Raw genomic sequence first — 21,187 nt, 5'->3', positions numbered from 1 at the left:
ATCCGGCTAAAATATGACCCGATGACGAACTAATAAACCGCATGTTCATTTTAATTTTTCGGGTTTGATTAAGGGATGTATCAAAAAAGCTAACCCACATTTCACCTTTACTGCCCTCCATAGCTAAAAGACCCCGATAAGTTATGAACCCAACCCGCCAAGCAACACCATAAACGCCTTTAATACTAGGAATTTCTTCTGCTATGACGGAAAAGCTTGTTAGTGTTAACAAAAAATACAATATTATTTTTCTCATAATATCCTCTAAAGGTGACTAGAATTCGCCAATTGATCTTGGCGGTTTTTATCCTTTGCAGGGCAATCATCGCCATTCCCTTTTTGACTTCCCAAAAACGGTTCGAACAATAGCATTTAAGCCCCCATGAAAGATATTAACTAGTACCTAAAAAATAGTGCATTTTCCACTAACCTATAAAAACAACTGTTTTATTTACCATTTTTCTTAGGATTTTCTGCTTGCACCGGATTATGGGGTGCGTATAAATCGGGAATTTTGTTGATTTTGTTGCCCAAGTGGCGTAATTTCACCCCAGAACTTTGGAGGTGTGTGCCATGAAAACTAAGCCACGGAAAAACTATTGGACTATCAGGTGATTTATGTTGAATAATGAAAAAACCGCAGTCAGCCAACCCCAGTTGGCCCAAATCAACCTGACCGGATTGCCCTCGCAATTGCAACTTGAGTTAATTGATTTTTACGGATTTCTTATCCAAAAATACCTTCTCAATGAGAAAGCCCCTGAACCACAAACAGCGTTCAAACGCTTTTTAGATACCCTATCCAAGCGCCTGAAATTCAATCGTGGACTAGGGATGACTTATAAGTGGGTGTGCCATATGTCTTTTAACATTTAACATTGGTATCTCTGTAACCCCCTCCCAACCTCCCCCTTGCCAGGGGGAGGGGCTTTTTCCCCTGATTTTCGCCTGTTCGACGGGGAAGATGCTCCCTCCCCTGCGAAGGGGAGGGCTGGGGTGGGGTGGGGTGGGGTTGAATTCGCGAATGTTAAAAGATATATGCACATCTACTTATAAGCGTTAATCCATTCACTCACCGAGGTCAAATATGAAAACCATCGCACTCGAATTACCCGTGGACGGTTTGCCGCTAGATGCCTGTATTCCTGGTAACTTTGCTGATGAAGCCCGTTTTATTTTGGCTTTGAAATTATTTGAACAAGGGCGCATCTCTTCGGGTAAAGCAGGCAAACTCTGTAACCAGTCACGCGTTGAATTTCTAATGGCCGTTGGTAAAGCGGGTGTGCCAGTCGTCGATTTAAGCGCCGAGGAAATGATCGACGAGTTCGCGCCATGATGCCGGATCGGGCCGTGATCAATTCCGGGCCGTTGATTGCCTTGTCGTTACTGGGCCGTTTGGATATTTTGCCGCTGGTATTCAAAGAATTTTGGATACCCGATGCGGTGTATCAAGAAGTCGCAATCGCGGGAATTGGCCGGACAGGGGCCGATGATTTACGCAACCCAATCTGGCAGCGGCATCTTGCTCCAGCACCGGAACTAGACCCGTTATTGATTGCTGAATTGGATGTTGGCGAAGCCTCGGTCATCGCATTAGCCCGCAAGCATTATCCGTGCATGGCAATTATCGATGAAAAGCACGGGCGGCTTGTTGATTGAGGTGGCACGGCGAAATAAGCGATTCACGCGCCAGTTTGATTACGCTAAAACAGGCTGGCTATTATTTATCAGATGTTTGGATTGAGGCCGCTTGTTCGGCTGTGAATAGACACTAATTTATCACAGGTGGTCGATACCTATGACCGGAAATTATTGGAGGTTAAACTGACGGGGGGATGATGTTGGAGAAACAATAAGATTCGTAATATTAGTTATTTTTGACATTAAGGATTTTATAAATTTTACGCGATTAAGATTCTGGAAATTTCTCCCGTAAAATACCTATTATCTTTAATTCATAATCAAAATAACTATCTAAATATTGCGGGTCAACATGACCAGAATCTTTTATTGCGTAAGGCATTGCCCGCCCATTATTGTCTTTTCTTACCTTACTAATACCAAAAAATTTGGCATACCGTTTTGGAGAAACTCCTTCAAAATTTTCAAACAGGACTTTTTCTTCTTGCGTCCTATTTTCCGGCTGATAAATTGCATCACTGTGAAGCTCAATAGCCAAGCTTTTTTCATATGGCTCAATATAAACGACACGTTTTATACCGGAAGCAACTATATGCCTAGCACAAATATGGCAAGGATAAGTTGTACAATAAAGAGTCCTACCTAAAGTATTATTACTACTTCTTGCCAATGCGATAATAGCATCCATCTCAGCATGTATCGCTCGAGAATATTCAATTAAAGACTTTGCTTTCGAGTTTTTAAGTATTTTATCTGCAATATCTTTTGAATTAACTATATTATAAACATTTAAGATTGACTCGATTTCAGACCTAAGAATGCTTTTATGTTTATCGTTGTGGCATAATCCCTGATCAAGATTAAAACATCTATTATCTCGGCTAGTTTCTGAATCATACAATCCGCCGCCAAATTTAGGCACATCATTACAACCTGTTGAAATGACAACACCAATATCATCCGTAATAGCTGCTCCAACTTGTCGCGATAAACATGCTGATCTTAGTGACGCAGAATAAGCCGCATAAATGCCTGTCTCATCTTTCGTTGGTGTAATATGATTTGTGCCATGAACCAGTTTTATAAATCTATCAACCGATTTACTTATTTTTTCAGCAACATCAATATTACGAATAAAATAATCAGATTTATGGAGAGATTCTTCAACTTGCTGTCCATATTTTTCAGTTGCCTTTCTATCCCTTTCGATCAGAGAAACGATTTCGGTCTCTGTCATCCTATCATTTTCTTTCAGATTTTTTCTGCGTTCATTTTCAGTTCTGAGCAAGCCAATTAAATAAAAATTATTTCTATAAACTTCTCTTAGAAGCTCAATTTCATCAGGATGTTTTACCTGATCAATAATATATGCAACTTTTTTTGTTACCTTTAAGGCTCTAGGAGGAGTATTAAGATCACTCCCAAAATTGCTTTCCCTAAGCAAAGCTATTCTTCCTATCGCAAATTCAGAAACAATGCCATTTCCATATTGATTGCGTAAACTGTCACCTAAATCTTGCAACTCTTTATAGCGTGCGAAGCCGACAAGATTTTTTATGCGTTCTTTTTCACTTTCGTTTTCAGATGAGTAATCCGCTATTAGGTCACTAAGCCTAATATGCTCAACATGGTAATCATTTTTATCTAATTGATCTAGGAGATTTTTTTGAAGGTTTTTAATACCAGACCCTACTGCACCACAAAGAGCAATGACAAGTTCCTGAGAACGTCTGCTTTTAATAATCTCAGTTGTATCAAGTGATGTGCTTTTTTTAGAAGACGGAGTAGATGATGTTTTTAATTTTACAGCAGAATTAGCCATACTAAGTCCCTTTGTATCCAATTTTAGTATACGAATCCCGATACGCCACAAACTACCAATTCAAATTTGCAGATGCTTGATAAACTCTTTTTTTAGCGTCGGAAAGTTTTTTGTTTTTCTGTATTGTAGCAAAACATAAAACAGAAGCCTGATTTTCTTTATTACCCAAACAATCCACGTTAATTTTCGATGGAGTTTCAGGTTGCGGTTTAATTTTTGTTATCATTTCCCGTCTCCGATTAGTTGTTAGCTGAGTTAATAGCCGTTAATTTAAGTTGGCAATTGTTAGTTACACTAAAAGTCTATACTTCTTACTAAAAAAGTAAAGGCAGGCAAGCTCTGTGCCTAGTAGTCAACTTGGATAAATTAATGATATTTTCATCATCAAGCCGACTAAATAATAGCGAAAATACATTGAAAAATATCAGATAAAATCAAGCAAACTGACATAACCAAAAGTCCAAAACCGGAAATCATCAGGGGAAAAATCGGCCAAAATGAAAAAGTTTTAGACAAGCAATAAAAAAGGCCTAGACGGAAACCGCCTAAGCCTTTGAATTCTTTGGAGCTGGAGATGGGACTCGAACCCGCGACCGGCTGATTACAAATCAGCTGCTCTACCAACTGAGCTACACCAGCAAAGAGCGGCTATTATACACAATTTTTTGCGTCTGCATAGCCTGTTTTCAATCTTTTTTTAATTCACGGCGTTTTTACGATGCCGCTAAGCCTGCGATATTGTAGCCGCAGTCCACATAAGTGATTTCGCCAGTAACGCCGGAGGCCAAATCAGAACACATAAAGGCGGCGACGTTGCCGACTTCTTCGATGCTGACGTTGCGTTTTAACGGCGCGGTGTCGGCGGCTTTGCTGAGCATGGCTTTAAAGTTGTTGATACCGGAAGCGGCTAAGGTTCTGATAGGGCCGGCGGAAATGGCGTTGACGCGGGTGCCTTCGGGACCTAAGGCCATCGCCATGTAACGGACGTTGGCTTCTAAGCTGGCTTTGGCGACCCCCATGACGTTATAGTTAGGGATGGCACGTTCTGCGCCCAGATAGGTCAACGTCATTAACGAGCCGTTGCGGCCAGCCATCATGGCTCGTCCGGCTTTCGCCAAAGCGGTGAAGCTGTACGAGCTGATGTCGTGGGCGACGCGGAAGTTGTCGCGGGTGGTGGCGTTGACATAATCGCCGTCCAGTGCGTCACGCGGAGCGTAAGCGACCGAGTGGACGATGCAGTCCAGGCCATCCCAATGTTCGCCCAGGGCTTTAAAAACGTTGTCGATATGCTCGTCATAGCTGACATCGCATTCCAGCACGATGGACGATTCGCATTCGGTGGCCATTTCCTGCACCCGGCTTTCTAATTTTTCATTTTGAAAGGTAAACGCCAGTTCGGCACCTTCGCGGTGCATGGCTTTGGCAATCCCCCAGGCAATTGAGCGATTGCTCGCCAAGCCTACTATCAACACTCGTTTACCTTGCATGAATCCCATATCATCGCCTCGTCTTTTTATTGTTAAAATAAGTTTGTTCTATTGGCACAGCCGCTATATAAAGAGGCTTGTGTAACTGCTTTTTAGCCACCACTTGTAGCAGGCGGCCCTTAAGCGGAAAATCAATTGCGAAGGATAACGATGCCAAGCTATCGTTGTCAATGTTAATCAATCCCCGCTTGGGGAGGCTTTAGACCTACCGAACCGTGATGAAAATATCAAGCTGTGCCGTTTTGCTGACCGCCGCCCTTGTCTTGGCGGCTTGCCAGCCCTCACAATTGAATAATCCTTATAGTGATGCTGACGATCAGCAGAACATTTTATATCAATCCTTCTCGGAACGCCCGAAGCATCTGGATCCGGCAATGTCGTACGCGTCTAACGAATACACGTTTATCGCGCAGATTTATGAGCCACCCCTGCAATACCATTATTTAAAACGGCCTTATCAGCTAACGCCGCTGACCGCCAAGAGCTTACCGCAAATAGACTATATCAACGCCCAAGGCCAACCCTTGCCGCCCACAGCTGCCGAGCAGGACATTGCCTTTACCGATTATGTCATCACCCTGCAAGACGGGGTGCGTTACCAGCCCCACCCTGCCCTGGCGAAAAAGGCCGACGGCACTTATCTGTACCATCAGCTAAGCCCTGATGAGATTGCGCCGCTAAAAACTTTGGCCGATTTGCCGCAAACGGGAACGCGGGCGTTGCTGGCCGAAGATTATGTTTACCAGATCAAACGCTTGGCGCACCCGAAAAACCAGTCGCCGATTGCCGAGATTATGAAGAATTATATTGTCGGTTTTGCCGACTTTGCCCAGCAAGTCGCCGACAAGCCCAAAACTGCCATTAAAGATATAGCAATGGCGGGCGTACAGGCCACCAGCCCGACGCAATACCGTATCCGTATTAAGGGCAAATATCCGCAGTTCAGTTATTGGTTGGCGATGCTGTTTTTCGCGCCGATGCCTTGGGAGGCCGATGTGTTTTATGGGCAAGCGGGCTTAAAAGATAAAAACATCACCTTAGATTGGTTCCCTATCGGTACGGGAGCCTATTATCTGGCGGAAAACAATCCGAACCGGCGCATGGTGTTGCAGAAGAACCCTAACTTCCATCCCGAAACCTACCCGACTGAGGGCGAACCAGACGACAAGGCCAAAGGCCTGTTAAACGATGCAGGCAAACCTTTGCCGTTTATCGACAAGGCGGTGTTTATGCTGGAAAAGGAAACCATCCCCTATTGGAGTAAGTTCCAGCAAGGCTATTTTGATTTATCGGGCATTGCTTCGGATAACTTCGACCAAGCCGTGCAATTTACTGGCGGCGGCGAAGCGGCGTTAACGCCGGCCATGCAAGCTAAAGGGATGCAGTTGCAGACCAGCGTCGAAACGTCGACCTATTATATGGGCTTTAATATGCTGGACGCGACCATAGGCGGGAGCAGCGAAAATGCCCGCAAGTTACGTCAAGCCATCGCCATTGCCGTGGATTATGAAGAAATGATCTCGATTTTCCGCAATGGCCGGGGCGTACCGGCGCAAGGGGCCGTTCCTCCGGGCATTTTTGGTTTTGCCGAGGGCGAGCAAGGCATTAACCCTAACGTTTACGAATGGCGCGACGGCAAGCCGCGCCGCAAACCCCTCGCCGTCGCCCAGCAATTAATGACGGAGGCGGGTTATGCCCACGGTGTCGATCCGAAAACTGGCCGGGCGTTGATTTTATATTTTGATACTATGGCGGCTGGGGTCGATGACCGCCCGCTGCTGAACTGGTATCGGAAACAATTTGCCAAGCTGGGTATCGATTTAGTCCTCCGGGTCACGGATTACAACCGTTTTCAAGAAAAAGTCCGCACCGGCAATGCGCAAATTTTTGTCTGGGGTTGGAATGCCGACTATCCTGACCCGGAGAATTTTTTGTTCCTGTTCTACAGCGCCAATGCCAAGGTAAAATTCGGCGGCGAAAATGCCAGCAATTATCAAAACGACAACTTCGACCGCCTGTTTGAGAAAATGCGCAATATGGACAACAGTGAAGAACGTTACCAACTGATCCAGCAACTGGAAGTGCAAGTGCGCCATGATGCCCCCTGGCTGTTCGGCCTCCACCCGAAAAGCTTCGGGCTATACCATAGCTGGTTTAAAAACCTGAAACCCAATTTAATGGCGAATAACCAGCTTAAATACACGCGCATTGATGCCCAAGAGCGGGCACAAAAACGGGCGCAATGGAACCGCCCTATTTTCTGGCCTTTAGGGGTGCTGGCGGCAGGACTGGTGTTGCTGGCCTTACCTGCGGCCAGGGCTTATCGGCGCAAGCTGCGGGGCAATTGATGCCCAGATATTTAATGTAGATTTTGAAGGAAAAATTATGCAAGCCATAGAATTTGAAACCCATTTACATAACGGCCTAATCCAGCTTCCCATGGCTTACCAACATTGGCAAGAAGGCAAGTCCGTTAAAGTCATTGTGCTGGTGGATGAAGCCACGGAAGAAAATGCCCGGCTCGCTGCCCCCCATTCCATAAACCGCCATGCCGGAAAGCTGGCCTTAACGCAAGATCCCTTAGAGTTTCAACAAACTATTCGCGATGAATGGGCATGAATAGCGTTTTAGACACCTGCCGTTGATATGATAGCGGCGAACCGCCCTTAGCTTCCCCCAGGACACCCAACCTCCCATGATCCAATACATCATCCGCCGCATTTTATACGCCTTCCCTATTTTGCTAGGGGTTAACATCCTGACGTTTGTGCTGTTTTTTATCGTCAATAGCCCCGACGATATGGCACGGCTGCAACTGGGGCAAAAACATGTCACCCAGCAAGCCATCGACAACTGGAAACACCAGCACGGTTATGATTTGCCGTTGCTATGGGATAGCCACGCGCCAGGGGGTGAAAAACTGACCCAGACCATTTTCTTCCAAAAGTCGGCCAGCCTATTTGTGTTCCGTTTCGGCACGTCCGACAGTGGCCGGAATATCGGCGCGGATATTCAAGAACGGGCGCTGCCTAGCTTGGCCTTGGCCTTGCCGACCTTAGCCGTGGGTTTATTGCTCAATGTCTGTCTGGCATTACTGATCGTGCTGTTCCGTAACAGCTATTTAGAACAGGCGGGGCTGGTGCTGTGCGTGTTGCTGATGTCGGTGTCGTCGCTGTTTTATATTATCGGCGGGCAATTTTTTGCCGGCAAGCTGTTAAGGCTAGTGCCTATTTCCGGTTATGACGACGGCTGGGCAGCGGTTAAGTTTCTGATCTTGCCGATTATCATCGGCGTGTTTTCGGGTATCGGTTCGGGGGTGCGCTGGTACCGGACGCTGTTTTTGGAAGAGGTCGGCAAGGATTATGTGCGCACCGCCCGCGCCAAAGGCCTGAGCGAAACGGCGACCCTGTTCCGGCACGTCTTACCCAATGCAATGATCCCGATCCTGACCGGGGTGGTCGTGGTGTTGCCAAGCTTATTTCTGGGCAGTTTGGTGATGGAGTCGTTTTTCAGTATCCCCGGCCTAGGCAGCTACACGATTGATGCCATCAACAACCAAGATTTTGCCACTGTCCGGGCGATGGTGTTCTTAGGCTCTTTGCTGTATGTGCTGGGGCTGTTGCTGACCGACATCTCTTATACGCTGGTTGACCCTAGGGTCAGATTATCCTGATACCTTGCCTTTGGGTAGTTTTTCACAAAAACGTTCGCCTAGGTTGAATAGCGGGCACTTAGCTTCTATGCTTAAACATAAGCTACTTTAACTAATCGGATGAGGTTTTCATGAACACAAACAAACATTACATTGCTATGGTACTGGCATTATCGGCTTTCGCCAGTACCACGACCTATGCTTACGACCCTATCGGCCCACAAACCAATGTCCCTGTTGCCACCCTCGCCAATAGCCGCTGGCATGAGTGCTACCGTGAAACCTATAAAACTACCGGAACAGGCTTGGCTACCATCCAAAACCAATGCCCAGGTTCCAACTTGATGCTGGCTTGCCGTCCGACGGGTAGCGATACCGTACAATTATTGTCGGAAGCGTTACGCGCTGACGTATTGTTTGACACCGGCACCAGCAACACCCCGCACAACGCCAACGGCACAAGCTGGTACTTCAATAACAACTATTCTTGGGGCTTCGCCAATCAAGGGGATCTGTTAACCCGTAACGCTTGCGACAACGCCCCCTCCGCAACCGGACAAAGCACCCGCTTATGCTGGCAAACCGCTAACGGCGCTATCACTAATGGCGGACGTTGCGGTGCCAATACCGGATTAGAGCAAAGCGATGCCTTTGAACGCGTCATTTATCAACGCAACGTCGTAGACCTCGCCATATTCCCCGCTTCGGGGCAACTACCGATTTACAGCAGTTTTGATGTTGACATTATTTTAACCGCAACCGATCCGACCCTACTGACTGGCGGCACATTGAAAGTTAAGCTCAACAAGGATGACCTGACCTCTAGCTGTAGCACCCAACAAGCCATTATGAAAGTCAATAACAAATCCTCATGGGGACGCGTTGTCCGCTGCTACGGCATTTCATCCGCATTGGTCAGTTCCGTCACCAATAACTTCATGGTTGTCCATACCACTGCGGGTGGCGTAAAATCCGCTAATGGAGCGCAATGGACAGTTTACCCGGTACAGCCATTGCCTTAAGCAAGCCTTGGAGCGCGGGCATCTTGCCCGCAAGTTTAGCATCACCCATCATTAAGGCCTGTCTGGCACTGTAAAGCCCATTGCACATGTTCCCTGACCAATGCCGAGGGATGCGCCAAACGTGCCGTTAAGGCGGCAATAATGGCCGGACTGGGCTGGGCATTACCCAAAGCCACAGCAATATTGCGCAGCCAACGCTCATGGCCGATCCGGCGTATCGCCGAGCCTTCGGTTTTGCGTAAAAATTCGGCCTCATCCCAAGCAAACACCGCCAGCAATTGCTGGCTGTTAAGCTTGTGCCTAGGGTGGAAATCGCTTTCGTTACTGAAATGGGCAAAACGGTTCCACGGGCAGACTAACTGGCAATCGTCGCAACCGTAAATGCGGTTACCCAGCAAGGGCCTCAAGTCTTCCGGGATAGGGCCATGCAGTTCAATCGTCAAATACGACACACAGCGGCGGGCATCGACTTGATAAGGGGCGACAATCGCCTGGGTCGGGCAAATGGCCAAACAGGCCGTACACACCCCGCAATGGTTAGCTGTGGGCGTATCAGCGGGCAGTGGCAAATCGGTATAAATTTCCCCTAAAAAAAACCACGAGCCCGCTTTGCGGTTCAGTAGATTAGAATGCTTGCCTATCCAGCCTAAACCCGCTTTTTCGGCAATGGCTTTTTCCAACACCGGGGCGCTGTCGACAAACACCCGATAGCCTAAGTCGGCGCATTGGGCTTGGATTCTATCGGCCAGTTTTTGCAAGCGGTTCCGCAACACCTTATGGTAATCCCGCCCCAAAGCGTAGCGGGAAATATACGCCGCCGCCCGGTCCGCCAAAATCGAGTGCATGGCGGCGGCCGCTTCCGGCAAATAGTCCATGCGCACCGAAATGATACTGCGGGTACCTTCTTGCAATAAGGCCGGGCGGCTGCGTTTTAGGCCGTGGCGCTGCATATAATCCATATCGCCATGAAAATCCTGGGCTAACCAGCCCTGCAAATGGCCTTCAGCCTCCGCTAAATCCGTGTCGCTGATACCGACTTGCTGAAACCCTAACGCTAGCCCCCATTGCTTGATCTGTTGCGCCAACTCAACCATAGCGGTATCAGATTCGCTCATCGCCGCGCCGCCCACCACTGCCGACCTTTTAGCCACAGTGCTTGGACTAAAGGCCTAGCCCGTTGCACTGCCGCTTGCGCGTACGGCAAAGCGAACCGCCAAAGCCCTTGCGCCGCCGCCAACCCCATTACCCCCGCTTGCCGCAGCTTATGCCAAGGCACCGGCCTATCTTGGACTTTGCCACGGCGGTGCAGCCAATGCAGCAAACCACTGACATAAAAATATCCCGGACACAGCCCCGCTAAAAACCAAGCGAACCGCCCCGCCGCCCCTAAGGCCTCGCCCGTATGTAACGGCCACATCCACGTCATCAAGGTTTCTCCACGCGTAAAACGGTTAGGGTCACGGACGGTTTTAATATGCCCGCTCCAACGGTCTATCCAAACCATCGTAAAGGGATGCTTTTGGTTCACCTCGCCCGCTTGACGGACATTAACCCGGTAAGTGCCGTCTTCGCCCAAGGGCGTAGTCACCCGCCTGAGGGTGGCGCGGGGGAACGGCCCACGGGCGATAAATTCGGCCTCCTCCAAACGCACCGGACGCGAGTTAGTTCGGGCGGTACTCAATACGGGCTTGCCATTATTGCCATGCCCCATGTCCTCAGCCCCGGTCAACGCCTCCAAAATCTGCGGATAACTTAATTGCAGCCCGGTAAACGCCAACACCAATAAAGCCCCGGCACTTAACAGCCCCAGCCAACGGTGCACATCCATCAGCAAGCGCATCATGCCTTGGGTCAGGCGCAAGGCAAACACCCGCCGCCAATCGCCGCCCACCGGCCACCATAAATACAAGCCCGTCATTACCGACACCATCAGCAACGCGCCCAACACCCCTACACATTGCCAGCCGAAACTATCCAACTTAAGCTGGGTATGGACATCCAGCAGCCACGTCATAGCCGTTTGCCCCCAGAAACGGCTTTCGACCACCTCAGCGGTGTAAGGGTTGACCGCCACCATCAGCGGCGCGTAATAGGCAAAATAAGTCTCTTGAGGCTTTTCATACCACGCAATGACCATCCTGTCCGGTGACTCCGGCAACTCCAGCGTCCAACTCCCATAGCGTTGCGGGTGCGCGGCCTTAACGGCGGCGAGCATTTTATCTAAAGACTGGTATGGCCCGTGTGGCTGCCCAATCTGCAACTGCGGGTTCAACCAAGTATCCAGCTCAGTCCGATAAACATTCAGGCTACCCGTCAGGCCGATCAAAGCGAAAAAAAAGCCGCCGCCCAACGCCAGATAGAGATGAATTTTAAGCCAAACGGCGCGGGTCAAATAGCGTGAAAGTATCTGCATGAAAACTAATAAGAAAACGATAAAAAAAGCCAAGCTGGGCAGATTTTAGCCCCCGCCCAAGCCGAAACTGGCATAATAACAGCAAACCCGTGCTTACTGTGCTTGCCATTTTATGAATAAACCACCGCTATTTTACCCGAAAGATTTTATTGCCACTGCTGAAGGGCTATTATTTGCCGTCGTCAGCCAAGGCCTAGAAAACGGTAAGGTGCTGTGCTTTCTGCGCTATGTCTTGGAAGCGTCCGGCTGGAAAAAATACCCCACTGCCGCCGCCAATGCGTTTTTACACGCCCACCATCCCCAGTATCTGCATTTTTCGCCGCACCTCGCCGCCCATCTGCACGCTGTCCCCCTGCCCCAGATCATCCGCCACCACACCCCGCGCCAACGCCTGCAAACCCTGCTGCATAGCCCCCGGACAGATGCCGTGTTAGAAGACGCTTATCAACTGGGCAATTTATTGCAAAGCCACGGGGTGAATTTAGCCGAGGTCGGCATTACCGGCTCGGTACTGGTCGACACCCATAACCCTGCCTCGGATATTGACTTGGTATGCTACGACCGCGCCGTTTTCAAGCACTGCCGTTTGTTGGTCGGCGAACTGACCCTGCAAGGCCTGTTGGCGGAATTGGCGGAAGAAGACTGGCAAGATGCCTACCAACGCCGCGAAGCGGCGTTAAGCTACCCGGAATACCTCTGGCATGAACGGCGTAAGTATAACAAAGGCCTGATTAACGGGCGTAAATTTGACCTCAGCCTCGTGCATGACAGCGTAGCCGAAGACGGCAATTGTAGCAAACTAGGCCCGGCGACCCTGCACTGTCGGATTACCGACGATACATACAGCTTTGATTATCCGGCACGGTTCAGCACCGACCACCCGACCATCCCCACCATTATCTGCTTCACCGCCACTTATAGCGGCCAAGCCCTAACCGGAGAAAACGTCGAAGCCGCCGGAATGCTGGAACAAACGGCAGACGGCCAGCAACGGCTAGTGGTGGGGGCGACCAGAGAGGCTAAAGGGGAATATATTAAGGTGATAGATACGTCAGCCACCTGATGAAATGGCGACAGCCTTTTACCTAGAAGCCCCGCCAGCTTGGTATAATGCCCCCTTACCGTTAAATTAACCCCCTATCCCCATGAGCCATTATCCCTACCGCAACGCCGCCCTCGCCCTACTGTTCTTGTTAACCGCCATATTGTCCGGCTGTTCGGAGCCGCCGCTACAAAAATTCGCCGGCGCAGCGCAAGGCACGACGTATCATGTCAGTTTTTGGACAACCCAGCCGTTGGACACCAACACTATTAAGGTCTTGGCGGATGCCGAATTTAGCCGCCTTGATAAGCTATTGTCGAATTACCGCCCCGATTCGGAGATTGAACAACTCAACGCCACCATCAGCAGCGAACCGCAAACCGTCAATGAGGAAATCATCGGCCTAATTGAACACGCGCGTACCGTCAGTGCCGCCAGCGCAGGCTGTTATGATTTGACCATTAAGCCGCTGTTTGACCTATGGGGCTTTAAGGCCGACAAATTTTCCGCCCCTACCCCAGCGGCCTTACAGGCCACCTTAAAAGAAGTCGGGTTTGCCAAAATCGAAGTGCTGGACAAAACCCATTTACGCAAGCTCAACCCCCATTTACGCATAGACCTGTCATCCATCGCCCAAGGCTACAGCGTGGCGCGTATCTCGGCGTTATTGGAACAGCAAGGCATTAACAATTATCTGGTGGAAATCGGCGGAGAATTGCAGACACGCGGCAAAAAGCCCAGTGGTGAAGCCTGGCGCATCGCGTTGGAAAAACCCTTGTCGGAGGAGCGCACCATGCAAAAAATCATCACCATCAACCAATCTGAGCCGTTATCGGTGATGACTTCAGGCACTTATCGGCACTATTTTGATGTCAACGGCAAACGCTACAGCCATATCTTAGATGCCCGCTTAGGCGTACCCGTAGAACATAACACCGTTTCGGTCACTGTCCTCCATAACGACCCCACCCAAGCCGACGCGTGGTCCACCGCCTTATTATGCCTGGGCCGTGAGGCTGGCCTTGCCGCCGCCAATAAAGCCGGAATTGCCGCCTTGTTTATCGAAAATCAAGATAACAGCTTCAATGAATATAGCAGCGCTGCCTTGGAAGCATTGCATACCATCACCATCAAATAAACGCGTGGCAAGCAGCGGCGGCGTTGTCATCAAAAAGCAATGCTGGGCTTGTTACGATATAATCATTTATTTTTTAGCTGTATAACTTATGTCGAGATTGAATATTCTTGTTGTTGAAGATGAAGATGCCATCCGGGGTATGCTGATGATGGTGCTTGAGCAAGCGGGTTTTAAATCCATTGCCGCCGTAGATGCTGAAGATGCCCAGAAGGCCTTAAATGATATTTCACCCGATTTGATCTTATTAGACTGGATGTTGCCCGGCATTAGCGGTGTCGAATGGGCGAGACGCTTAAAAAAAGAGCCTGTTTACCGGGATTTGCCGATTATTTTACTGACCGCCCGCGGCGAAGAGGAAGATAAGGTCAGAGGCCTGGAGATCGGCGCTGACGACTACATCACCAAGCCTTTCTCACCGAAAGAATTGGTGGCCAGAGTCCGCGCGGTGCTGCGCCGTAGCGGCAAAATCCAAGGCTTGGCGCAAATAGCCTTGGGCGATTTAGTGCTGGATACCGAGCAACACCGGCTCAGCATCGGCGATAAGCAATTGGAGGTCAGCCCGACCGAATTCCGCCTGATGCAATTTTTTATGACCCACCCCGACAAAGTCTACAGCCGCACCCAATTGCTCGATCAAGTTTGGGGGCGTAGCGTCTATATTGAAGAGCGCACGATTGACGTGCATATCCGCCGCCTGCGCAAAATTCTCGGCGAACACGGGCGGGAAGACTTGGTGCAGACCGTGCGCGGCTTTGGCTACCGTTTTTCCCTAATGGAATAACCTGCATGAGTGTTTGGCGAAAAGAATTAATCACCGCTTCACTGCTATTGTTATCCGCCTGTATTATCGGGGCCATTGCCGGGGTGCTGTTCCCTGCCCTGTTTTTGGTCACGCTATTCTTATGGGTCTGTCAGCTGTTGCAAATCCGCCGTTTTGAACGCTGGATCAGCGCCGGGGGTAAAGGCATCTACCCGAAAACCACCGGAATATGGGAAGAAATTTATTATCATATCTACCGGATTAAAAAAAGCGATAAACGGCGTAAGAAAAAACTGCGCAAAATGATCGAGCAGTTCCGCCAGTCCACCGAAGCCTTACCCGATGCGGCGGTGGTGTTGCGGGCTAATGATGAGATTGAATGGGCCAATAAGGCGGCACGGCTGGTGTTGGGTTTGCAGCAATCGGACAAAGGCCAGCGTATCGTCAACTTACTGCGTTTCCCCGATTTTATCCGTTATCTGAAATCGGGCAACTACAGCGAACCGGTCATCTTGCCGTCGCCGTTAAATAACCGCATCACCTTGGAAGTGCGGGTTATCTGCTACGGCTCCGGCCTGCGCTTATTGTTGGCGCAAGACGTGACGCAATTGAAAAAAATGCAAATTATGCGCAAAGACTTTGTCGCCAATGTCTCGCATGAGCTGCGCACCCCGCTGACCGTCCTGAAAGGCTATCTGGAAACTTTGCAGGATATGGACGACGACACCTCGCCGCTGCTGACCAATTCTTTCAAGGAAATGCGCGGGCAAACCGAGCGGATGCAACATCTAGTCGATGACTTGTTACTTTTGACCCGTTTGGAGACGCAACAGAAAAAAACCCAGTGCATTGATGTGCCGGCCCTATTAGGCCAGATCTGTAAAGAAGGCGACACCATGGAAAACGCCTCCCGACGCATTGAGTTGACCTTGGAGACCGCCGCCCATCTGTACGGCGAAGAACAAGACTTGCGCAGCGCCTTTACCAATCTGCTCGGCAACGCGCTAAAATATTCGCCTGACGATTCGGTGGTGAAAGTGCGCTGGTATCAAGGTAAAGACGAAATTGTCCTAGATATTGAAGATTTTGGCGAAGGCATCGCCGCGTCTGATATTCCTAGGGTCACCGAACGCTTTTATCGGGTCGAGAACAAGCGCCGCAGCAAGATACCCGGCACCGGCTTGGGCTTGGCGATTGTCAAACATGTTCTGATGCGTCATGAAGCGACCTTAGCAATCACCAGCGAATTGGGTAAAGGCAGTTGCTTTAGTTGTCACTTCCCGCTGAAGCGGGTCTGTTGCAGCGGCTAATCGCCGCCCGCATACAATAAAAAGCCCGTTCCTGCATCAGCAGGAACGGGCTTGTTTACCGCTATCAGGCTAATGGCCCCTATACCGCTAAGGTATCCATTAAATCAATCATAAATTCCATTTCTTCATATTCGATTTTCTCCCATGCCGAAAAGCCCAGGCTTTTCAGTACAGCCGTGCTTTTATCGTCACTACCCATCGCCACTAGCAGTTCCTGCCACTCGTGCTGGCGATGCGCCAATTTAGGGCCTAGCATCAATGAATGGTTAATAACGCTAATTTCGCTTCTGACCAGCACCCGTAATTTACTTTTAATCAGGCCGGACAAATTATCATAAGCCTCGGCAAGAAACACCCCGACATCAGCATGGCCTTGCAATAACTGCTTAGCGACTAAAATATAGGCATCGCAAGGGATGGTCTGGGAATTATTTGCGTAAATGTCGCCTGCTTCCAGCAAGATCATACCCATCATGCGGACATCCGGGTCATCAGTCATGGCAATCGTGGTGCCAGGCGACAAATCTGCGACATCATGGGCCGCGCTATCGGCATTGACGGCGATAATTGCCTCGTCAGTAATGCCTCTAGGGCGCACCAACGGAAAAAAACCCTTGTCGCGGACTAACATGGCGGCATCAAAGGGGTTGGCGTAAATCAGATCGATGCCGTCATTCTCAATGACTGACCGCTGGGCTTGAAAGCTGTTGTACATTTCCAGATGAATCCCTTCACCTGTCTGTTTCTGTAGCCACGTATTAAAAATATACCATCCCGACAAATGGTCGGGGGGAAAATCAGGGCTAACGGTAAACTGGTAAGTCATGGTGTTTGTCTCTAACGTAACGAAGCATAAAGCTTTATGGATTCCTCAACCCGGGTGCGCGAAGGCTTGCGGCGCACAGACGTATAACTGACCACTTGGCCTTGCCGGACATTCGGGATCACCGTCGCCTTTACCCAATAAAAGCAACCGTCTTTACGCAAATTTTTAACAATGCCTTGCCAATGTACGCCCTTATTAACCGTATCCCATAAGTCTTTAAATGCGACGGCAGGCATGTCAGGATGCCTGAGAATGGAATGCGGCGAACCAATCAATTCTTCTTCGGTATAGCCCGACATTTCCACAAACGCCTTGTTAACGTGGGTAATGATGCCATTTTTGTCCGTGGTCGAAACAATCAGCTTACCGTCAGGATAAGGCACTTCAATTTCTGAATATAAAACCGTCCGCCGCAAACCGCCGTACAAATTAAGCACCGCCTCCTTGCAGTCACCTACCACATCTTCGGGTCTAAAGTCGCGCATTTTTTAAAGGTCTACAGGAAATCAGCGATACTGGCCGCTGCACGTTTAACATCAAGGAAAATCAGGCCTAATTTCGCATTAGGCTTGGCCAACACCGTCAAAACCGATTCTGAACCTGCATACGTCATTAACACATACCCGTTAGCACCCTTAATCAATACCTGCTCTAAAGTGCCCCTTGCCAATTCCTGCGCCGTTCTATCCCCTAATGACAACATTGCCGCACTCATCGCACCCACTCTGTCTTCATCCATAGATGCAGGTAAAACCGACGCTATCATTAAGCCATCCGTTGAAATGATTCCCGATGCTTCAATATCAGCCGAAGTACCGTTAAGTTCTGTCAATACAGAAGTCAACATGTTTGCACGCATAATTTAGTTTCCTCTTTTACTTTTTAAAAATGTAATGTTAACGTTCAATTTAACTCTCCTTTGTTGCATAACGTATGCTCAATGCCCAAACTAAAGACACAAATTCGGGCTGGTTAAAATGGGGTATGCCATAAACGGCAATGACGAACCGGTTATTGGATATAAATAACGGCCAAAACCCCACTTCACTATTACCAAAAACGTCAACAATAGACCACGCCTGACTCATCAGCCCCATATTATTGACCAACAGGCCTGCCCGGCGGTCATGAACGGTAGCGATTTCCGCGCTCAACGCGGACAGCTCTTCGGCAACCTCGTGCGGGAAGCCATGAGTTGCAAGATAAAAACCTTGTTTTTCTGCCAACAATACCTTGCCATTTTCAGAAATTCTACTCAACAATTGCGGCAGCAAGCCTTCAAGGGAGCCGCTGGGATATTCAATAGGTTCTGCCACACCCTGTATCCAACGCAGTTTTTGGCAATGGTGCAATAACTCAAAACATTTTTCAGGATCATCATGATTCATCAAATCCTGCAAATTATCAAGCGTGAGGGCGGGCGTTTGCGGCTGCAATAAGAGTCTTCTTAAAAACTGGCGGGGCTTGTCCGTTTCCATAGAACAAACCGCATAATAGGCCCCGGCTGGTGTAGGATATAAATAGAGGCCTTCCGTTAAAGAATAGTCGTCACTCATCGCTATTCCTCTAACCCTGGATCCAGGGTATACAATAACGATTGGATTAATAAGGACACATCGCTCTTCACTCGGGCATCAACGGCAAAAACGGGCGGCTTTAGCCCTATGTTACGCAATTGCACATGGTAATCGTCAATAGTCGGCTTCGAACTCAAATCCATTTGCGTTACGCCGATTGCCACTGTTGTGGTGGATATAAATTTATCAAACGTGTCCAAAAAGAACTTCATGTCCTGAAAAGGGTCGGCACGGGTGTTATCCAGCAACAAGACCAGGCCGATACCGCCATTGACCAAGATGTCCCACATAAAATCAAAGCGCTCTTGCCCCGGCGTGCCATAAAGATGCAGTTTCTCCCCGCCCGGCAAGTTCATAATACCATAATCCATCGCAACGGTTGTTGATGCTTTACGCGATTTGGTCATATCGCTCGCAGAAGCATCAGTTTTTATCGGCGGCATATCACTGATTGAATTGATAGCTGTCGTCTTGCCAGCTCCCACGGGCCCGGTAAAAATAATTTTATACTGACTCATATTGATATATTTATTCCGCTATGCTTTCTTGCCAAGCAATGTACTGAGGATCCGCTTCAGTAACCCTTGGTTTTTGTTGGGTTTGATTTCAGGTGACTGTACTAATACGTCAGCTTCTCTTCTTACTTGGGCAGCCAGCCCCAAAGAACAGGCTGCGCTAATGAACACAAAAACGTACTGCGGCTTGATATTCAGCACTTCAGCAACATCGGGAAGGGTTCTAGGCCCTTGTACCAATAAGGCGGCAATACGCAATGCGTGGGGGGTGACTAACAAACGGGTAAAATTAGGCCAACTTTTCAGGTAAACGGGCTGTTTAATATCAATCGTCGAAGGGTAACGGCCTTTTGATGCCCAGCAGGCCACCTTCCATAAAAAAGCGTCCATGCTGTGGAACCTGTCCAAAGCCCGTTCCGCATCGGCCAAATCAGGGCTTAATGGCGTAACCGACATTTTTGAGCCTAAGGTGCTGTTAATCGCCAACCCTGCAAAAGCGCGGAGCTGGTTTTCATCGACATCCAGCCATACCTCATCATTGTCGGGCAGGATAATGAGGGGGTTCCAACCGGAATTAAGCTGTCGGGTCTGATTTTTCTCACGGCTCACTTTATAGGCCGATTCGACATAACCCTGAAAATATTCTTTCGGGTTATAGCTGGCTCTGGCGAATTGCCTGGGATCATTGACATCAATACCGGGAACATTACCGATAAAAGCCCCAAAACCTTTTTCATTCAGCTGCATAGCCGCCTGATGTTTCGAGGTTTTCTTTTGCTCGTCGGTTTCCATGACATAATTTTTCAGTACCGGCTTATCCGCTTCGGCGACTGGCGGCGCTTCCGTGCCGGCGGTAAAACTGCTTCTAGGGGGCTGCGCCGCTTTCGCCGTTTGCTCAAGCTGCGCCCTAGCTTTTGCCAAAGCGTTAAGCATTTCTTCGGTCTTAACCGGTTTACCGATCCGAAACGCCCCTTCAATACTCGATGCGTTCAAAGATAATACAATTAAAGGCCTAGCGGCTTGCCCGTCGATACGCTCACGCAGCAGCCGCTGCCCGGTAACCGAATCGGCATCAAAAATATCAATTTCTGCATTAGGGGGATTCACCACCGCCGCAACGCCTTTGCAAGGGCCTTGCAAATACATTGCCATCATTTTATAGCTACGTTCGTCCATGCCATGTAACGCAACCTTTAATGGATTTTTATTTTTATCCATTGTTATTTCGCCCTTTAAAGAAATTGTTCAATTGATCCCATTCAGCAATTATATCGAAATCTGAGCGATTTAACTCATTTAACATTGTGTAAAACCCTTCTGAATCGCGGGTCGATTTATAGAGAGCCAATAATTCGTGTTGCAGCTCGACCCTTGCCGGATGCTTAAGGAGCGCGTTTTCAAGTATCTGCTTGGCTTCTTCCAACTGGCTGTATTCAATATGGTCACGCGCTATCTCCAAAGGATCGTGGTCGGGTTTAGCTTGGTCGGCGACCACCTGCCTGACTAAGGCATTGGTGCCGACTATGCCCCGCGTCAGGATACAATAGCGGTTACCTGCCAATAAAAAGGGGCTGGCCTGCTCGTCTTTAAGATACTCTTTAATCAAGATAAATTGCTCATTGCTTAAGCCTGGTTTGATGCCGGCTAACATCCGCCAACTGATCGCTTGTCCGTGCCGGTTCAAGATGACCAAAAAATCGACAATGGCCGCAAAGAGCTGTTCGTTCAGATCCTTATGGAAACAAAAGTAAATCCGTTGCAAATGCGATATGAGATGCTTAGGTTTTCTGGCTATCCGGAAAACCAGTTTTTCTAAAATATCGACATACGCCAGCAATTCTGAGGAATTCAGGGTATTGTTATCTTGTAAATAAAAAAAGTGCCGCTCTGGTGGCGGCCCATTTTTATCTTCGTCATGGCAAACGATCAAGTCAGCATCAGCAATCATTAATAAATTACTTTATTGATTAAGGTTAGGTTTA

Annotated in this window: 24 protein-coding genes and 1 tRNA gene; 11 read left to right on the top strand and 14 right to left on the bottom strand. The window is 48.8% G+C overall.

Annotated elements, in window-relative coordinates; translation table 11 throughout:
• Positions 1 to 256, bottom strand: a 256-nt coding sequence (locus AADEFJLK_RS25200) for a hypothetical protein (RefSeq protein WP_211299234.1), incomplete at its 3' end; no start/stop codon positions are given.
• A gap of 362 nt (positions 257 to 618) precedes the next feature.
• Between AADEFJLK_RS25200 and AADEFJLK_RS15950 the strand changes: the two genes are divergently transcribed.
• The 3 genes from AADEFJLK_RS15950 (at position 619) to AADEFJLK_RS15940 (ending at position 1,659) form a co-directional block, all read left to right on the top strand.
• Positions 619 to 876 (top strand): hypothetical protein, encoded by a 258-nt coding sequence (locus AADEFJLK_RS15950; protein ID WP_103974929.1) that lies wholly within the window; start codon positions 619 to 621, stop codon positions 874 to 876.
• Positions 877 to 1,087: 211 nt separating this feature from the next.
• Positions 1,088 to 1,336, top strand: a complete 249-nt coding sequence (locus tag AADEFJLK_RS15945; protein WP_088619158.1) for a UPF0175 family protein — start codon at positions 1,088 to 1,090, stop codon at positions 1,334 to 1,336.
• Positions 1,333 to 1,659, top strand: coding sequence for a PIN domain-containing protein (locus tag AADEFJLK_RS15940; RefSeq protein ID WP_103974928.1), 327 nt, complete (start codon positions 1,333 to 1,335; stop codon positions 1,657 to 1,659). Before AADEFJLK_RS15945 ends, AADEFJLK_RS15940 begins: the two co-directional genes overlap by 4 nt.
• Before the next feature lie 250 nt (positions 1,660 to 1,909).
• Here the strand turns inward: AADEFJLK_RS15940 and AADEFJLK_RS15935 are convergent, their stop codons facing one another.
• From AADEFJLK_RS15935 to AADEFJLK_RS15925, 4 genes are all read right to left on the bottom strand, one after another.
• On the bottom strand, positions 1,910 to 3,463 hold the full coding sequence (locus AADEFJLK_RS15935; RefSeq protein WP_103974927.1) for an anti-phage dCTP deaminase: 1,554 nt from the start codon (positions 3,461 to 3,463) through the stop codon (positions 1,910 to 1,912).
• Positions 3,464 to 3,515: 52 nt separating this feature from the next.
• On the bottom strand, positions 3,516 to 3,689 hold the full coding sequence (locus AADEFJLK_RS24610; protein WP_170065134.1) for a hypothetical protein: 174 nt from the start codon (positions 3,687 to 3,689) through the stop codon (positions 3,516 to 3,518).
• 337 nt (positions 3,690 to 4,026) lie between these two features.
• A tRNA-Thr gene (locus tag AADEFJLK_RS15930) sits at positions 4,027 to 4,102 on the bottom strand.
• A 74-nt stretch (positions 4,103 to 4,176) separates the two neighbouring features.
• Entirely contained in the window at positions 4,177 to 4,959 is a 783-nt protein-coding gene (locus tag AADEFJLK_RS15925) for an enoyl-ACP reductase FabI (protein WP_088619153.1), read from the bottom strand.
• A gap of 209 nt (positions 4,960 to 5,168) precedes the next feature.
• On the opposite strand from AADEFJLK_RS15925, the gene AADEFJLK_RS15920 reads away from it, so the two are divergent.
• The 4 genes from AADEFJLK_RS15920 (at position 5,169) to AADEFJLK_RS15905 (ending at position 9,624) form a co-directional block, all read left to right on the top strand.
• On the top strand, positions 5,169 to 7,298 hold the full coding sequence (locus AADEFJLK_RS15920; protein ID WP_103974926.1) for an ABC transporter substrate-binding protein: 2,130 nt from the start codon (positions 5,169 to 5,171) through the stop codon (positions 7,296 to 7,298).
• Between the two features lie 37 nt (positions 7,299 to 7,335).
• On the top strand, positions 7,336 to 7,569 hold the full coding sequence (locus AADEFJLK_RS15915; protein ID WP_103974925.1) for a hypothetical protein: 234 nt from the start codon (positions 7,336 to 7,338) through the stop codon (positions 7,567 to 7,569).
• Positions 7,570 to 7,645: 76 nt separating this feature from the next.
• Complete coding sequence (locus AADEFJLK_RS15910) at positions 7,646 to 8,623, top strand: ABC transporter permease (RefSeq protein WP_088619150.1); 978 nt, start codon at positions 7,646 to 7,648, stop codon at positions 8,621 to 8,623.
• 110 nt (positions 8,624 to 8,733) lie between these two features.
• Positions 8,734 to 9,624, top strand: a complete 891-nt coding sequence (locus tag AADEFJLK_RS15905; RefSeq protein ID WP_103974924.1) for a hypothetical protein — start codon at positions 8,734 to 8,736, stop codon at positions 9,622 to 9,624.
• Positions 9,625 to 9,665: 41 nt separating this feature from the next.
• On the opposite strand, the gene queG is transcribed toward AADEFJLK_RS15905, so the two are convergent.
• Positions 9,666 to 10,739: a tRNA epoxyqueuosine(34) reductase QueG gene (queG, locus tag AADEFJLK_RS15900; RefSeq protein ID WP_103974940.1), complete on the bottom strand. Its 1,074-nt coding sequence runs from the start codon at positions 10,737 to 10,739 to the stop codon at positions 9,666 to 9,668.
• A complete protein-coding gene (locus AADEFJLK_RS15895) occupies positions 10,736 to 12,037 on the bottom strand; it encodes a PepSY-associated TM helix domain-containing protein (RefSeq protein ID WP_103974923.1) in 1,302 nt (433 codons plus the stop codon). Before AADEFJLK_RS15895 ends, queG begins: the two co-directional genes overlap by 4 nt.
• Positions 12,038 to 12,149: 112 nt before the next feature.
• Between AADEFJLK_RS15895 and AADEFJLK_RS15890 the strand changes: the two genes are divergently transcribed.
• The 4 genes from AADEFJLK_RS15890 (at position 12,150) to phoR (ending at position 16,287) form a co-directional block, all read left to right on the top strand.
• Complete coding sequence (locus AADEFJLK_RS15890) at positions 12,150 to 13,100, top strand: hypothetical protein (protein ID WP_103974922.1); 951 nt, start codon at positions 12,150 to 12,152, stop codon at positions 13,098 to 13,100.
• 82 nt (positions 13,101 to 13,182) lie between these two features.
• The gene (locus tag AADEFJLK_RS15885; protein WP_103974921.1) at positions 13,183 to 14,217 is read left to right on the top strand and encodes an FAD:protein FMN transferase; all 1,035 of its coding nucleotides are present in this window, start codon (positions 13,183 to 13,185) and stop codon (positions 14,215 to 14,217) included.
• 88 nt (positions 14,218 to 14,305) lie between these two features.
• Positions 14,306 to 14,998, top strand: coding sequence for a phosphate regulon transcriptional regulator PhoB (gene phoB / locus AADEFJLK_RS15880; RefSeq protein WP_088619144.1), 693 nt, complete (start codon positions 14,306 to 14,308; stop codon positions 14,996 to 14,998).
• A 5-nt stretch (positions 14,999 to 15,003) separates the two neighbouring features.
• Complete coding sequence (gene phoR / locus AADEFJLK_RS15875; RefSeq protein WP_103974920.1) at positions 15,004 to 16,287, top strand: phosphate regulon sensor histidine kinase PhoR; 1,284 nt, start codon at positions 15,004 to 15,006, stop codon at positions 16,285 to 16,287.
• Between the two features lie 79 nt (positions 16,288 to 16,366).
• Here the strand turns inward: phoR and AADEFJLK_RS15870 are convergent, their stop codons facing one another.
• The 7 genes from AADEFJLK_RS15870 to AADEFJLK_RS15840 are packed head-to-tail and all read right to left on the bottom strand — an operon-like array spanning position 16,367 to position 21,153.
• Positions 16,367 to 17,113: a phosphate/phosphite/phosphonate ABC transporter substrate-binding protein gene (locus AADEFJLK_RS15870; RefSeq protein ID WP_088619142.1), complete on the bottom strand. Its 747-nt coding sequence runs from the start codon at positions 17,111 to 17,113 to the stop codon at positions 16,367 to 16,369.
• 11 nt (positions 17,114 to 17,124) lie between these two features.
• A complete protein-coding gene (locus tag AADEFJLK_RS15865) occupies positions 17,125 to 17,598 on the bottom strand; it encodes a PAS domain-containing protein (protein ID WP_088619141.1) in 474 nt (157 codons plus the stop codon).
• 11 nt (positions 17,599 to 17,609) lie between these two features.
• Complete coding sequence (locus AADEFJLK_RS15860; RefSeq protein ID WP_019867017.1) at positions 17,610 to 17,972, bottom strand: roadblock/LC7 domain-containing protein; 363 nt, start codon at positions 17,970 to 17,972, stop codon at positions 17,610 to 17,612.
• A 49-nt stretch (positions 17,973 to 18,021) separates the two neighbouring features.
• The gene (locus AADEFJLK_RS15855; protein ID WP_103974919.1) at positions 18,022 to 18,669 is read right to left on the bottom strand and encodes a hypothetical protein; all 648 of its coding nucleotides are present in this window, start codon (positions 18,667 to 18,669) and stop codon (positions 18,022 to 18,024) included.
• 2 nt (positions 18,670 to 18,671) lie between these two features.
• The gene (locus AADEFJLK_RS15850; protein ID WP_103974918.1) at positions 18,672 to 19,208 is read right to left on the bottom strand and encodes a GTP-binding protein; all 537 of its coding nucleotides are present in this window, start codon (positions 19,206 to 19,208) and stop codon (positions 18,672 to 18,674) included.
• Between the two features lie 18 nt (positions 19,209 to 19,226).
• Entirely contained in the window at positions 19,227 to 20,423 is a 1,197-nt protein-coding gene (locus tag AADEFJLK_RS15845) for a hypothetical protein (RefSeq protein WP_088619138.1), read from the bottom strand.
• Complete coding sequence (locus AADEFJLK_RS15840) at positions 20,416 to 21,153, bottom strand: type IV pilus assembly protein FimV (protein WP_103974917.1); 738 nt, start codon at positions 21,151 to 21,153, stop codon at positions 20,416 to 20,418. The genes AADEFJLK_RS15845 and AADEFJLK_RS15840 overlap by 8 nt, the downstream gene beginning before the upstream one ends.
• Positions 21,154 to 21,187: the final 34 nt, after the last annotated feature.

The organism is Methylovulum psychrotolerans (assembly GCF_002923755.1).
Lineage (GTDB): Bacteria > Pseudomonadota > Gammaproteobacteria > Methylococcales > Methylomonadaceae > Methylovulum > Methylovulum psychrotolerans.
The sequence above is the reverse complement of the archived record's forward strand: the minus strand, read 5'-3'. Positions and strand labels throughout refer to the sequence as shown.